This is a genomic window from Anaerostipes sp. 992a, assembly GCF_001940245.1.
In the GTDB taxonomy this organism is placed as follows: domain Bacteria; phylum Bacillota; class Clostridia; order Lachnospirales; family Lachnospiraceae; genus Fimousia.
On sequence record NZ_MJIG01000005.1, the window covers coordinates 33,964 to 48,056 of the forward strand.

Annotated in this window: 13 protein-coding genes and 1 other RNA gene; 12 read left to right on the forward strand and 2 right to left on the reverse strand. The window is 40.2% G+C overall.

What is annotated here, in order from left to right; translation table 11 throughout:
- Window positions 1-110 precede the first annotated feature (110 nt).
- From BHF69_RS11890 to rsmA, 3 genes are read left to right on the forward strand one after another with little or no spacing between them, the layout of a single operon-like run.
- On the forward strand, window positions 111-833 hold the full coding sequence (locus tag BHF69_RS11890; protein WP_075671934.1) for a DUF4253 domain-containing protein: 723 nt from the start codon (window positions 111-113) through the stop codon (window positions 831-833).
- A gap of 26 nt (window positions 834-859) precedes the next feature.
- A complete protein-coding gene (locus BHF69_RS11895; RefSeq protein ID WP_075672304.1) occupies window positions 860-1,627 on the forward strand; it encodes a TatD family hydrolase in 768 nt (255 codons plus the stop codon).
- A 6-nt stretch (window positions 1,628-1,633) separates the two neighbouring features.
- Entirely contained in the window at window positions 1,634-2,494 is an 861-nt protein-coding gene (gene rsmA / locus BHF69_RS11900) for a 16S rRNA (adenine(1518)-N(6)/adenine(1519)-N(6))-dimethyltransferase RsmA (protein ID WP_075672306.1), read from the forward strand.
- On the opposite strand, the gene BHF69_RS11905 is transcribed toward rsmA, so the two are convergent.
- A complete protein-coding gene (locus BHF69_RS11905; RefSeq protein ID WP_075671936.1) occupies window positions 2,475-3,359 on the reverse strand; it encodes a DUF6128 domain-containing protein in 885 nt (294 codons plus the stop codon). The genes rsmA and BHF69_RS11905 overlap by 20 nt on opposite strands.
- A gap of 73 nt (window positions 3,360-3,432) precedes the next feature.
- Between BHF69_RS11905 and tadA the strand changes: the two genes are divergently transcribed.
- The 7 genes from tadA (at window position 3,433) to BHF69_RS11945 (ending at window position 10,331) form a co-directional block, all read left to right on the forward strand.
- A complete protein-coding gene (tadA, locus tag BHF69_RS11910) occupies window positions 3,433-3,927 on the forward strand; it encodes a tRNA adenosine(34) deaminase TadA (RefSeq protein ID WP_075671938.1) in 495 nt (164 codons plus the stop codon).
- Between the two features lie 12 nt (window positions 3,928-3,939).
- Window positions 3,940-4,133: signal recognition particle sRNA large type (gene ffs, locus BHF69_RS11915), an RNA gene on the forward strand.
- A gap of 218 nt (window positions 4,134-4,351) precedes the next feature.
- Window positions 4,352-5,038: a FadR/GntR family transcriptional regulator gene (locus BHF69_RS11920; protein WP_083651343.1), complete on the forward strand. Its 687-nt coding sequence runs from the start codon at window positions 4,352-4,354 to the stop codon at window positions 5,036-5,038.
- Between the two features lie 310 nt (window positions 5,039-5,348).
- Window positions 5,349-6,068, forward strand: a complete 720-nt coding sequence (locus tag BHF69_RS11930) for a YwmB family TATA-box binding protein (protein ID WP_075671944.1) — start codon at window positions 5,349-5,351, stop codon at window positions 6,066-6,068.
- Between the two features lie 80 nt (window positions 6,069-6,148).
- Entirely contained in the window at window positions 6,149-6,559 is a 411-nt protein-coding gene (locus BHF69_RS11935; protein WP_075671946.1) for a hypothetical protein, read from the forward strand.
- Between the two features lie 114 nt (window positions 6,560-6,673).
- Complete coding sequence (locus BHF69_RS11940) at window positions 6,674-7,828, forward strand: class I SAM-dependent methyltransferase (protein WP_075671948.1); 1,155 nt, start codon at window positions 6,674-6,676, stop codon at window positions 7,826-7,828.
- The gene (locus BHF69_RS11945; RefSeq protein WP_075671950.1) at window positions 7,821-10,331 is read left to right on the forward strand and encodes a hypothetical protein; all 2,511 of its coding nucleotides are present in this window, start codon (window positions 7,821-7,823) and stop codon (window positions 10,329-10,331) included. The genes BHF69_RS11940 and BHF69_RS11945 overlap by 8 nt, the downstream gene beginning before the upstream one ends.
- A gap of 99 nt (window positions 10,332-10,430) precedes the next feature.
- Here the strand turns inward: BHF69_RS11945 and BHF69_RS11950 are convergent, their stop codons facing one another.
- A complete protein-coding gene (locus BHF69_RS11950) occupies window positions 10,431-11,546 on the reverse strand; it encodes an aminopeptidase (protein ID WP_075671952.1) in 1,116 nt (371 codons plus the stop codon).
- Between the two features lie 158 nt (window positions 11,547-11,704).
- Between BHF69_RS11950 and BHF69_RS11955 the strand changes: the two genes are divergently transcribed.
- Together BHF69_RS11955 and BHF69_RS11960 are read left to right on the forward strand one after the other, a co-directional pair.
- Entirely contained in the window at window positions 11,705-12,739 is a 1,035-nt protein-coding gene (locus BHF69_RS11955; RefSeq protein ID WP_075671954.1) for a metallophosphoesterase family protein, read from the forward strand.
- Between the two features lie 12 nt (window positions 12,740-12,751).
- The gene (locus BHF69_RS11960; protein ID WP_075671956.1) at window positions 12,752-14,083 is read left to right on the forward strand and encodes an AAA family ATPase; all 1,332 of its coding nucleotides are present in this window, start codon (window positions 12,752-12,754) and stop codon (window positions 14,081-14,083) included.
- Window positions 14,084-14,093: the final 10 nt, after the last annotated feature.

The following is a 14,093-nucleotide window of genomic DNA, read 5'->3' on the forward strand; positions in this document are numbered from 1 at the left end:
TCTCTGTATGCATGCCATATGGAGAAGTTTTCTTTTCGTTGCAATTCAATGATAGGACAGGTATAATACCTGTATTGAATGGAAGTTTTCTATAACAGGAGAAGTAAAGAATGAGAAAGAACATGACACAGGAAATGGCGGATCAGATTGGCTGTGAATATGAGATCATTCCTCCGATGGATGAGGCCAGTCAGGTGCTGAAGGTTTATGAGGAAGCCAAAGAAGACGGAAAGCAAAAGGGCTATGTTCCGATACTGGTGGTACCAGATCAGGAGCTTTTGAATAGAATGAAAGAGGCAGAAGAACCAGAATATTATTTGAAGGAATATAAAAAACACGATGGAAAAGAAATCCTGAATGGATATCTGGCAGAGATCAAAGCATATCTGGAAAAGCAGGGCGAGCCATGGGAAGAAGTGGTCAGTGATGTGGAACGAGGGGAAGGCATGAATGAATTTATTGGATTTATGCCGGATGACTGGGATTCTACTTTGGAAGTGATTCTTGCTAAAATACCGACGGAACATCCATGGGAGGTATTTGCCTGGGTACCCATGGGAGGATGGAATGAGTGCCCGCCTACGGAATACATTATGGCAGTGATGAAATACTGGGTGGAGACATACGGTTTGGAACCGGTGGTTATTGCACAAGATATGATTGAAGGAAGAGTGCCGCAAAGACCTGAGACTGCACAAGAGGCAGTTGCCATTGGAGAAGAGCAATATGCATTTTGTCCGGATATCGTAGAGCAATGTTGTGGCGATGCGACGATAGGACAGTTAGCGGATACTCTGATGAAATCAGATGTATGGTTTTTTTGGTGGGATTAGAAAAGACAGAAATGGGAGAAGTAGAAATGATATTTGAAACACATGCACATTTTGATGACGATGCATTTAAAGAGGATCGGGATGCATTGTTATCTTCTATGGAAGAAGGAGGAATTACGACCATTGTCAATATTTCTTCCGACAAAAAGAGCATTGAGGATACACTTGCCTTGACTAGAAAATATCCGTTTGTCTACGGAGCAGTGGGCATTCATCCATGTGATACGGAAGGATTAACGGAGGCGGACCTTGCATATATCCGCAATGCCAGCCGTCAGGATAAGATTTTGGCCATTGGAGAGATTGGGCTGGATTATTATTGGGACGAGCCAGACAGAGCTATTCAGAAAAAATGGTTTGAGGCCCAGATGGAATTAGCAAGGGAAGAGAAACTTCCAGTCGTGATTCATAGCCGAGACGCGGCGAAGGATACGGTGGATATGATGAAGGCATTAAGGGCAGAGGACATTGGTGGAGTCGTACACTGTTATTCCTATTCCAAGGAGTTGGCCAAGACATTTCTGGATATGGGATTTTATATTGGAGTTGGAGGCGTTGTGACTTTTAAAAATGCAAGAAAGCTGAAGGAAGCAGTAGAATATATTCCTTTGGACCGAATCGTATTGGAGACGGATAGTCCATATCTGGCACCGGAGCCAAATCGGGGCAAGAGAAATTCCTCTTTAAATTTGCCTTATGTTGCGCAGCAGATTGCTGATTTAAAAGGAACCTCTTATGAAGAGGTGGTAATGGTAACACGAAAAAATGCAGAAACACTTTATAGAATGGGATAAATGATGATGAATGATAAATTAAGCAACCCTCAGAAAACCATAGAAATTATTAAAAAATATGACTTTGCATTTCAGAAAAAATATGGGCAGAATTTTCTGATCGATGCCCATGTGCTGGATAAGATCATTGCTGCGGCAGATGTGGGACCAGAAGATTTTGTTCTGGAAATTGGTCCTGGAATTGGAACTATGACTCAGTATCTGGCAGAACATGCAAGGGAAGTGGCAGCGGTAGAGATTGATACGCATCTAATTCCTATTCTTGAAGATACGCTGCAGGACTATGACAATGTGACGATTATCAACGAAGATATCTTAAAGCTGGATATGAACGCATTGGCTCAAGAAAAGAATCAGGGAAGACCGATCAAGGTCGTGGCCAATCTGCCATATTATATTACAACCCCGATTATCATGGGCTTGTTTGAAAGTGGAGTTCCGGTGGAAAATATTACGGTTATGGTACAGAAGGAAGTGGCAGACCGCATGCAGGTTGGACCTGGAACGAAGGATTATGGAGCACTTTCTCTGGCTGTCCAATATTATGCCGAACCGTATCTGGTAGCCAATGTACCTCCAAATTGCTTTATGCCAAGACCGAAGGTAGGATCTGCAGTTATTCGTCTGACCAGACATAAAGAAAAGCCGGTACAGGTAAAAGATGAAAACTTCATGTTCCGCCTGATACGTGCATCCTTTAATCAGAGAAGAAAAACACTGCAGAACGGACTGAATAATTGTGCAGAGCTTGCGGTAACCAAAGCGCAGGTAGTGGAAGCCTTAGAAAAGATGGGACTTCCAGCTACGGTACGCGGAGAAAAGCTGACGCTGGAACAATTTGCCCAGCTTAGTGACTTATTGTCATGATCCAATAACCAAAATTGCCGGTTTTTAAGTTTTTTTTCGGTATAGTAATAAATTCGGGAAAGCCAAATAAATGAGCGACGAAGTTTCGCTGATTGCTGAAGACACCAGGGATGCCAACATAATAGCTGTTGGTCAGTTTCTTTCGGCCAAGTACAAGATGTCCATAGCTTTGTACCTGCATTTTCAAAAATCCATTGCCGCTTAAATCCTTTGGCAGGAAAGGTAAAGAAGGAATATCATCAAAATGAATTTTAATGCAGTCAGAATAATCTGGGGTCAGAACAGGCTCAAGCTTTGGAAAATGTTCCCATACTTCATCAGGAGAAGGGAGGACTTCTTCTTTTGTAGAGGAAGACGTTGATGGCAAGGTCTCCTTGGATGTAGCTGCTTCAGATGAAATATCTGCTTCTTCAGGAAAAGGAGTCTGTTCATGAAGAGACAGAGCTTCGATATATTCTTCCAGCTGTGGCGGTCTGGTATGTGGCTTTTCAAACAGACGGAGATTGATGGAATTTTCCTTCCATTGAGATCCGTAAAAATGGTGATCGTCATAATAGAATAGAATACCATCCATATCGATCAGAGGCGGACAGTTCTGAAACACCTCATCGGTACGGAAGGTTTCCTTATATTCATAATGACGGGGAACCTCTTTGATTTCATCCCACGGAATGCCAAGCATTTTTCCGTGGTCATAATAATAAAAGTAAAGGGTTAACAGAGGAAGACTTTGTGCGGTATTCAGGGTAAAGGAAATCTTTAGCTGCTGATCTCTTGTTTCTACACGGGCAAATCCCACATTGTTACCCCGGATTCCATTCTTGTATTCGTAGAGATAGGATACAATACGCTGATATTCGGACAACTTTCTTACTCCTTTTTGCTTTTATTTTATGAAGTGGAGAAGGAAAATATGTCTTTATGAAGGAGTAAAACTTATGACACAAGAGGAACGATATATGAAAGAAGCCATGAAACAGGCAAAAAAGGCATATGCCATCGGAGATGTACCCATTGGATGTGTCATCGTCTATGAGGATAAGATCATAGCCAGAGGGTATAATAAAAGAAATAAGAATAAAACGACATTGGCCCATGCGGAACTGCTGGCCATGGCAAAGGCAAGTAAGAAGCTTGGCGACTGGCGGCTGGAAGGCTGTACCATGTATGTGACTTTAGAACCATGTCAGATGTGTGCAGGAGCCATTGTGCAGGCACGAATTTCCAAGGTGGTGATAGGGAGTATGAATCCAAAAGCCGGCTGTGCAGGCTCTATTATCAATCTTCTCCAGATGAAGCAGTTTAACCATCAGGTGGAAATGGAAACGGGAATTCTGGAAGAAGAGTGCTCAGAGATGCTGTCTCAATTCTTTAAAGAATTAAGACAGAAGAAAAAAGCAGAAAAACTAATTGACAAAAAAGCAGAAGTTTGATACTATGTGAGGGTATGTTATGAAAACTTCATTTCATAGAGTGAGGGTTGCCCGGTATTGGTGACGTTGAAGCCTTGGTCTCATGCAATAGAACCTACGAACCGTGTCAGGTCGGGAACGAAGCAGCACTAAGTAGAACATTCTATGTGCCATGAGGTGGCCTGGGTGGAGTCACCTTTACCGGGCAGCTCTTACAATTTGCATAAATGATAAGACAGTTAACAGAGGTAAAAAATCCCAAACGTTTAAGAGAAAAGTGGGCAGGAGAAATTTTTGAAATGGGTTTCTTTTGTCTGCTTTTGCATTTATGGGAGAAAAGCATTGATTTGCAAATGGTTGTGAAATGAGCAATTTAAATGTTAATTTTTTTACAGATAGTGTTTTTAATCCAAGAAGGAGAGATTGATTCGTGGAAAAGTCTTACATGAAAATCATTAATTATGTGAAGAGGGAGATTTTGGCTGGGGCATTAAAACCAGGTGATCAGTTACTACCGGAGAGGGAATTGGCAGAAATTCTTGGTGTCAGCCGTAATTCTGTAAGAGAGGGATTGCGCACACTGGATAATATGGGGGTTATTAAGAGTTTTCACGGTTCTGGAAATTACATTGCGGGGAATTTTGAAGAGACATTAACGGAAGTTATGACATTCATGTATATGTTAAAGGATATGGATTATGATCATATTACAGAATTCCGTTATGCGTTAGAGTGGCAGGCGATGAACCTTGCAGTACGTCAGGCTACAGACCAGCAGAGACAGAAGATGCAGGAATATTATAAGAAGTTGATTACAGCGGATCGGGAAGAGACTCGGGTAAAATACGATAAGGCTATCCATTATCTTCTGGTACAGGCTTCAAAAAATGATTACATGATATCAAACTACAAAGCGTTAAATAATATTATGGATCGTTATATTCCTACGATGCGAGGCAAGATTATCGAGGGTATGAAAAGTGATGAACGTCTGATCAATGCTCATAGAAGAATTGTCGAAGGCTTCGTGGAAGGAAATTATCTAAAAGGACGTCAGGGGTTAAATCTTCATTTTCGTTATATTAAGGAATATAAAGATTATGAGGAAGTGCACAAAAATGGAATGGAATAATCGTCGATATTGTACAAAAAATATAAAAATATTGACAGAAAAAAAGAAAGGTACTATAATGTAATTATCAGATTGGTAGGACCAATAAAGGGATTACACTTCGAATTATTTTTTCGAAATAATTGGTATGACCAATTTGTTTTGGAAATGCTTTTTATAAGCCATTTCAATTTCTTACTTAACATCTATATAAAACCAAGAAGAACGGCGGATAAAGAATTCTTTATCCGCCGTTCTTCTTTGGTTGTAGTTGTAAATGTATAGAAAGTAAAATTTGGGAGATACTTTTTGAATAAGGAGTGTGATAGGAATGAAGCGATACCAGATATGGTTTCTGATTCTGCTCTGGTCCATGGTCTTTATTCAGGGATTCATGAATCTTACTGCAAAAAATGATTATAAGTTGATGGAAGCATTTAAAGCCAGTGAAAGTATTCCGATTGAGGGCAAGGTCATGGTATCTGGTTCATTGGGAGAAAAGAAGCTAAATCAGAAAACCAGGAGAAATATTTTGAAAAAACTGGCAGAACAGGCTGGTTTAACGAAGAAATATACCATCGATACGGTTAAAGAAGATAATGTGGAAACTATGATTTTGAAAAAGGAAGGAGAAGATGGTGGAGTCTGGTTTCGGATTTCTTCGGTGGACAACAGGAATTATCTTTCTACCGAGGTTGCCATTGAAGATGTGGAAGAAATCTTTGGAATGAGAGAGAAACTGGAATCTATAATGGAGGAAAATGGTATTGAGACGGAGACCAGTCTATATGTACATGGAAGTTTTAAAGGAATTTTAGATCGAGATGAGAAAGACCAAGTAGAGGAAAAACTCCTTTCCATATTAGAGGCAAAAGTAGCATTGGAATATAAGGATGAATATCGGGACACGATTTATTGCTATAGCCCGTTGATTTCTGACTATTATGAACGGGATGGAAAAAGGCTGAATATTCAGATGATCATAAGTTATGATGAATCCAATGAACAGACACAGCTGTATCTGGCAGTTCCATTCTATAATGGAAACTGACAGAACGAAGGCTCTGTGAACCATTTTTTTTCTTTTTTCATATAGTATATCAGAAGGAATGAAAAAAGGAGAAAGAGAATATGGAACGGGAGCAGACATTTCAGAAACTTCCTACATTTGAAGAAATTGAACAGGGGATCTATCATCGGGAAGACGATTTATCCATATGGCTTCCCGAGCGGTTTATGACGGATGAAAATGAATATGAAGATGATATTTTATATTTAAAGCGGATGTATCCGGGTATTGCCAAAGAAATTGCAGAGTTTGTAGAGGATGAATGTGATAAGATGGAATATGCAGGAAGCATGATGTTTGATCAGTATCCGGATAAAGTTTCCGTTATGAAGCTGGTAGGAGACATTTATGATAAAGTAAAATACCACGATGAGAAATCACCTTATTTAAAGCATTTGGTTCAGGTTATGCTTTGTGATGAAATGCATCATAGAAGATGTCGATATCGTAGAAAAAGAAGATATTTTTTCTGAATAAATACTTAAGATTTGTCGTTTTCAAAAAAACAGATTGAACATTATAGAAAAACCCATTACAATTATTTATATCCAGGCTGGGCCTGAATTTTATAAGGAAAAGGTGATGTAATGGAAAAGTTTCTTGCATTGGTTGAGGAAAGTTTAAATATAGATTTAGTATCCATCATAATCAGTAATCCAAGACAGGCGGGGGAGATCACAAAGATCAAAATCCGACCTGTCTTAATTAAGGATTGCCTGTATTTTCAGGCAGAATCCTTTACCAAAAGGCAGGCATTTCATAAAAATCTGACCAAAGAGGGCATTATGGAATTGTTTGAAGGGTATATTCGCGATTATAAGCAGATGGAAATTGTTACAAAGACACAGACCATTCATGGGCTGATCAGCAAAAAAGGCAAAATTACAGTAAAGAGAAAAAAGATCGGAGGCTGTCAGAAGAGCCTGTCTCATAATCGTAAGAAAAGGTATATCATTGATGAAGGGACAAAAGTACAATTTCTGATTGATTTAGGTGTGATGACAAAGGAAGGGAAAATTGTCCGGACCAAATACGATAAGTTCCGCCAGATCAATCGTTTTCTGGAATTTATTGAGGATATTCTTCCGGACTTACCAAAGGGAAGAGAGCTTACTATCATTGATTTTGGGTGCGGAAAGTCTTATCTGACCTTTGCCATGTATTATTATTTAAAAGAAATGAAGGGATATGATATCCGAATTATTGACCTGGATCTAAAGGCAGATGTTATCGCCCATTGCAACCAGCTCAGAATTAGATATGGATTTAACAAGCTGGATTTTTACGTTGGAAATATTGAGAATTTCGATGGTGTAGATGCGGTGGACATGGTGGTGACTCTCCATGCCTGTGATACGGCAACGGACTTTGCGCTTCATAAAGCGGTCAAATGGAATGCGTCGGTAATCTTATCTGTACCATGTTGTCAGCACGAGCTGAATCAGCAGATCGGCAATGAGAGTCTGGCGCCAATCATGGATTATGGACTTCTGAAGGAGAGAATGGCTGCACTGGCAACCGATGGGCTGCGGGGAAAGCTTCTGGAGATGGAGGGTTACCGAACCCAGCTGCTGGAATTTATTGATATGGAGCATACACCGAAGAACATTCTGATTCGTGCAGTGAAAGGTGGAGAGAGAGCGAAGAAGCAGACGGAGGAATATAGAAATTGTTGTCAGCTGCTTGGTGTGAAGCCAACATTAGAAAAGTTGTTATGGGAAGGAGAGGACATACGTGGATAATAAAAAGCTGCTTTCAGGCATAATCTTTGGATTGGTATTTCTTCTGTCGGTAGTATTCTTTAATTACATATTTGTGGGAAGGAATAGCAGAGCAGTAGCGGAGACCAGCGAAGCTTCATTGCCGATCCTGTCTATTCAGGTGGGAGAAAATCATATTAATAATATGCATGGCTATACAGGTAGTATGGACAAGAATCTGCTCAGGGATTCTATCGTGCCGTTAGAGACCAGCTATAGATTTGACGTTATTATTAGTGAGGTGACAGAAGGAATTTCTTCTGTATCCTATACGATCTATGAGACGGATAATGAAACAGTCAGAGAAAGTGGAATTGCATCCTTTCAAAGATCAGATAAGACGACTAAAGCGGCAGTTACCTTAAAGAAGAAGCTGCAGCGGGGAAAGGTCTATCTGATGGAACTTACCATCGAGAATGAAAAAGGGGTAGAGGTCCACTATTATACCCGGCTTAAATATGGAACAGAGCTTCATTTTACAGAATGTATGGACTTTATCCAGAAATTCCATGAGGCTGCACTGGCAGGGGATACGGAAGGTGAGCAGTATGTCACCCAGTTTATTGAGCCCAATGCATCCTATCAAAATAATAATCTGTCTAAGGTGGACATTCAATCCAATAGTGATGTCATCTGTTACGCAGGTATGAAGCCTGTGGTAGAGAAGTCCTATCCTCCAATGGTGAAGGAAATTACTGAGGACTTATCATCTGTGGAGATGAGAAGTATTCTTTCTTATGAAAACAGTAAGGGAGAAAAGCGGTACTTTATGGTAACAGAATATTATAAAGTCCGTTATTCTGTTTCCCGTATGTATCTGCTGGGATATGAAAGAACTCAGGAGGAATATTTCCAATACGATGCAGTAGATGGTGGCAAAAATCGTTTTCTTATTGGAACAACCGGAGGAAGTGATAAGGATCTCCATACCCAGAATGACTGCGAGATGGCGGCATTTGTTCAACAGGATCAGCTGTGGTTTTATGATTTTCAGCAGGATGAGATGGTTCAGGTGTTTAGCTTTATTGGAGAGGATTACCGGGATGTGCGCAATAATTATGATCAAAATCAGATCGATATTTTGAATATGGATAAGAATGGGGACATGATTTTTGTTGTATATGGATACATGAACAGAGGCGTTCATGAAGGAGAGAATGGAATCTGTGTATATCGATTTGATTATAAGGAACGGGTTAATGAGGAAGTGATGTTCATACCGACAGAGGTTCCTTATGAAAATATGAAAGAGGCACTCTCAAAGCTTGCTTATCTGAATAAAGAAGATGTATTCTATTTCTATTTGGATGGAAGCATTTACAAAGTGGATGCTTCCGATAAGGACTATGAGGTTCTGCAGACCAATGTAGAAGCAGATACTATCGTTTCTTCTGAAAAAGGATATTTGGCTGTTTCGGATGGGGATAGCATTACGATTACCAATATGGAAAACGAGAAGCAACAGACAATTACATGTGGCGACAAGGAACAAATCTGTGGGATCGGATTTATTGAAACAGACTTTATCTATGGGATTGCCAATAAATCAGATGTACAAAAGAAATCGGATGGAAGTATGACCATTCTGATGAAGGAAATCAAGATTGTAGATAAAGATTTAAAGGAGATTAAAAATTATAAAAAATCAGGCGTCTACATTCTCTCAGCGTCTACAGAGGGCAATGTGGTTAAGATGACCAGGGCAACCCGACAGGGAGGTAAGTATAAGAAGCTGGTAGATGACTATATCCACTATAAAGAAGATAAGAGTGAGAAGATTATATTTGAATATAGCTATGATTCTAACCTTTATAATCAGTTGTATATGACCTTTCCGACTTATGTGTATGTCACGGATGAGCCAAAGCTTACAAATACACAAGAAAAGGTATCCGGCAATTATAAGACCATTGATTTTGCCAGCAATGAATCGAGACAGAAGGAATGCTATGTATATGCCAAAGGAACGCTTCAGGGAACTTACACCAGTGTAAAAGAGGCAATCGATGCAGCTAAGAACGGCGCAGGCGTTGTAGTAAACAGCAAGCAGAACTATATCTGGGAAAAAGGAGTGGCAAAAGAATATGCCAAGGTGCCGAATGTCAGTATTGTAAAGGCTAAGAATAAGGAAGAGTCTTTTGCAGCCTGCATGAAGATGCTGTTAAAGCTGAATGCGGACAATACTTCTTATGAAACGCTGGTAAAAGAAGAAGGCGAGCCGATGGATATTTTAAGTAAATACTTTAAAGAACGGGCTGTGAACTTATCCGGCTGTTCTTTGGAGGATGTGGTCTACTATATCAGCGAAGGAAGACCATTCATCGCCAAACGTGCCAATGGAACCTATATTGTAGTTATGAGTTATAACAGCACCAAGCTACGATATATTGATCCGGTCAAAGGAGAATCTATTCAGGGAGAACGAAAGGCGTTGGAGAAGGAATTTAAAAAAGGCGGAAACGAATTCTACAGTTATACAGAATAAACATAGAAAACTCAATTATTTCGGTGGACAATCGGATTTTGGAAGTTCCTATATAGATTGCTTTACTGAAATAATTGAGTTTTATCATTTTCTGATCACTTATATCAAATGTTCTGGATTTAATCCCTCCAGTTCTTCTAAAACAAATCTTCCATCTTTACGAATGAGAACATCGTCAAAATAAATTTCCCCACCACCATATTCAGGAGTCTGTATGCAGACCAGATCCCAATGGATGGCAGATGCGTTGCCATTGGGAGCCTCATCGTAGCAGTTTCCTGGCGTAAAATGGAAGGAGCCACAGATTTTTTCATCAAAAAGTGTATCCTTCATTGGATTTGTAATAAAAGGATTAACACCTAAGGCAAATTCGCCAATATAACGGGCACCATCATCTGTATCCAGAACTTGATTAAGCCTTTCTGTATTATTGGCAGAAGCCTGTATGATCTTACCATTTTGGAAGGTGAGGGAGATATTCTCATAGGTATATCCCTGAAAAACAGCAGGAGTATTATAGGTGAGGGTTCCATTGATAGAATCCCTTTTTGGTGCTGTGAATACTTCACCATCTGGGATATTCATCTCACCAGCACAAGGAATGGCAGGAATTCCTTTGATAGAAAACCTAAGATCAGTGCCAGGCCCTTTGATATGAACCTGATCAGTGCGATTCATCAGGGCGACCAGAGGTCGCATAGCCTGCTCCATTTTAGAATAATCCAGATTGCATACCTGAAAATAAAAATCCTCAAAGGCTTCCAGACTGGTATTTGACAGTTGTGCCATAGAGCTGTTTGGATAACGGAGCACTACCCATCTTGTTTTGGGAACACGGATTTCATGATGGACGGGTGTGGAGTAGAATGTGTCGTACAGAGCGAGCTTTTCAGCTGGAACATCTGCATATTCAGACACATTTTCGGCGCCACGGATGCCGATGTAACAATCCATTTGAGACATGGTAAGAGCATCTGATCTGGCCATCAGCCTGAGCTGTTCTTCTGTACAGCCAAGGAGCATCTCCCGATGAACCCTTGGGTTGGTATAGACAGGATAAGCGGTTCCTCCTGCAAGGTATATTTCTTTTATGATCTGGCGCACCAGAGATTCTGTATCGCTTCCGGTATAATGAACCTGAACCCGGTCTCCAGGACCTACTTTGCAGGAATAATGAACCAGATTTTTTGCTAATGTAAGAATTCTTTCATCCATATATGATAACTTCCTTTCCAAATGTAGTATGTATATTTTAACATCAAATTATGCATGTGGGTGGATAAATCGAACTTTGTAAGGTGGATTCTAAGAAAAAAAGTGGAATGTGAAATGGAAATAGGGTATAATGAAAACAATGTGAAAGGGGTGTCATTATGAAATTTATCCATGCAGCAGATATTCATCTGGGTGCAGAGCCAGAGAAAGGAAAACCCTGGAGTAAGACCCGCAGGAAAGAGATACGGGAAAGCTTCCAGCGCCTGATCGAAGTGGTGAATGGAGAAGATGCAGATTTTTTGTTGATCAGCGGAGATTTATTTCATAAACAGCCCTTAATTCAGGATTTACGGGAATTGGACTACATGCTGGGAAAGCTTGTACGTGCAAAGGCGGTGATCATTGCCGGGAATCATGATTATATTGGGGAAAATTCGCCATATCTGTCATATTCCTTTGAATCCAATACGTACGTACTGACGAACCGACAGATGGAGTGTCTTTATTTTGAAGAAGAGAAAACCTATGTATATGGCTTTAGCTACTGGTGTCAGGAGATTACCAGACCTTGTTATCAGGGCGTAAAGCCAAATGGACAGGAAGGAATCCACATTCTTTTGGCACATGGTGGAGATGCAAAGCATATTCCCATTGACTTTGAGGAGTTAAAGTGGTCAGGCTTCGATTATATTGCTCTGGGGCATATTCATAAGCCGCAGATGATATATGAGGACTTAATGGCATACCCGGGATCTTTGGAACCATTGGATGCCACGGAGACAGGAATGCATGGATATTTATTAGGAGAGATTACGGAAGAAAAACAGATTGTAACATTTGTACCATTTGCGTCCAGATGTTACCAGAAAGCAGAGGTCGTGTTATATGATACAATGTCTGAAGAGGAAATCTATGACATCATAGAAACAGAGTTGTCCAGAATGGGAACCGAGAACCTGTTTCGGCTTGTATTGACAGGAAGTGTAGATCCGAAGATTCATTTGGATCTTACGGATTTGATGGAAGAGTTTATGATTGTATCCATCGAAGACGAGTTGATGGCTTTTGGAGATTTTGACGAGATGTTAAAGGCCAACCAGGATAATCTCATAGGAGCGGTGATGAAGAAACTGCGAGATGATCCAAAGGCACTTTCTTATGCAATGAAGGCATTGCTTTCCACTGCAGATTAGAGAGGGAGATACATGGAGATCAAAGCGTGTACAATTATGGGTTTTGGGAAATTTCATAGAAGATCTTTTTCATTTTCTGATGGCATTCATGTTATTTATGGGGAAAATGAGGCAGGGAAGACAACACTGCGTACGTTTCTGGTCAGCATGTTGTTTGGCATCGATCGAAAGAGAGGGGCGGCATCCAAAAAAGATGAATTTCATAAATATCAGCCTTATATGGGAGGAATTTATGGAGGAAGTTTGGATTTTTCCTTTCAGGGAGAGGATTACCAGATTCAGAGAGACTTTTCCAATGGGAAGGACATCGTTATCTATGAGACCGCTATGGGGAAAAAGGTGCTAGAGGGACAGGAGCCTTCGGGGAACCTGTTCTCTATGACGAAGGAGGGATTCTTACAGACTCTCTGTATTAGTCAGGGTGCTATGAAGACAGATAAATCTTTAAGCCAGATGATAAAGAATTATATGGCGAATATGAGCCAGAGCAAAACGACGGATGTGAATGTGGAAAAAGCCATTTCCTATTTGCGAAGGGAAATCAGGAGATCTCAGAAGGCTCCGGTCTATGATGAACTAAATCAGATCAGAGCTCAGATCAGAGATTTGGAAGACCAAGAGGAAGAATTTCAGGCAATTTTACGAGAAGAGAGAGAGATAGAAGGGCGTCTGCATCAAAAAGCAAAGCCGCAGACCTTATTAGAAAGAATAGTAGAATGGATTCGCAGGATTTTTGGATTCCCAGATAAAAGGGCATTGGAACGTCAAAAATGGGAGTATCAGCTTGAGATTCTGAAGATAAAAAAAGAACAGATACAAAAAAAACAGGAATTTAATGAAGATTTAAGAATCAGGTTTGAGAATCTTAAAAAAGAAGCAGAGGAAACAGAGTATAATAGAAAGGCAATGGAAGCGGCCATGAGAGCGATTATGGAAGCTTCAGAGGAAATTCATAAGGAATTTGGAAGCAGTTTCCATGAGAAAGTATCCTCTATTATTGCAGAAATTACCAATGGTGCTTATGAAAAGGTCAAAATCGATGACTCTATGGGAATTGTCGTAGAGAAAGATGGATCTTTTCTTGATATAGATTATTTAAGTACAGGAACTGTCGAACAGATATATTTTGCAGTTCGTCTGGCGGCCGCAGACTTGTTATTCCCCGAAGAGGAATTTCCTATGATTTTGGATGATGTATTCGGGAATTTTGACGATGTGCGGCTCCGTAAGACGTTATCCTATTTGTCAAAATCTCATGGGCAGATTGTGATATTTACATGCAGAAAAGAAGTGCTTGCAATGTTAGAGCAATTAGGCTGCGATTATCAGAAGACAGTGTTATAAGCCCTATAAG

Coding starts and splice junctions, on each gene's coding strand:
- BHF69_RS11930 (WP_075671944.1), top strand. CDS start 5,349: ATGAAGCGATACCAGATATGGTTTCTGATTCTGCTCTGGTCCATGGTC.
- BHF69_RS11940 (WP_075671948.1), top strand. CDS start 6,674: ATGGAAAAGTTTCTTGCATTGGTTGAGGAAAGTTTAAATATAGATTTA.
- BHF69_RS11935 (WP_075671946.1), top strand. CDS start 6,149: ATGGAACGGGAGCAGACATTTCAGAAACTTCCTACATTTGAAGAAATT.
- BHF69_RS11960 (WP_075671956.1), top strand. CDS start 12,752: ATGGAGATCAAAGCGTGTACAATTATGGGTTTTGGGAAATTTCATAGA.
- BHF69_RS11895 (WP_075672304.1), top strand. CDS start 860: ATGATATTTGAAACACATGCACATTTTGATGACGATGCATTTAAAGAG.
- BHF69_RS11950 (WP_075671952.1), bottom strand. CDS start 11,546: ATGGATGAAAGAATTCTTACATTAGCAAAAAATCTGGTTCATTATTCC.
- BHF69_RS11955 (WP_075671954.1), top strand. CDS start 11,705: ATGAAATTTATCCATGCAGCAGATATTCATCTGGGTGCAGAGCCAGAG.
- BHF69_RS11890 (WP_075671934.1), top strand. CDS start 111: ATGAGAAAGAACATGACACAGGAAATGGCGGATCAGATTGGCTGTGAA.
- BHF69_RS11920 (WP_083651343.1), top strand. CDS start 4,352: ATGAAAATCATTAATTATGTGAAGAGGGAGATTTTGGCTGGGGCATTA.
- rsmA (WP_075672306.1), top strand. CDS start 1,634: ATGAATGATAAATTAAGCAACCCTCAGAAAACCATAGAAATTATTAAA.
- tadA (WP_075671938.1), top strand. CDS start 3,433: ATGACACAAGAGGAACGATATATGAAAGAAGCCATGAAACAGGCAAAA.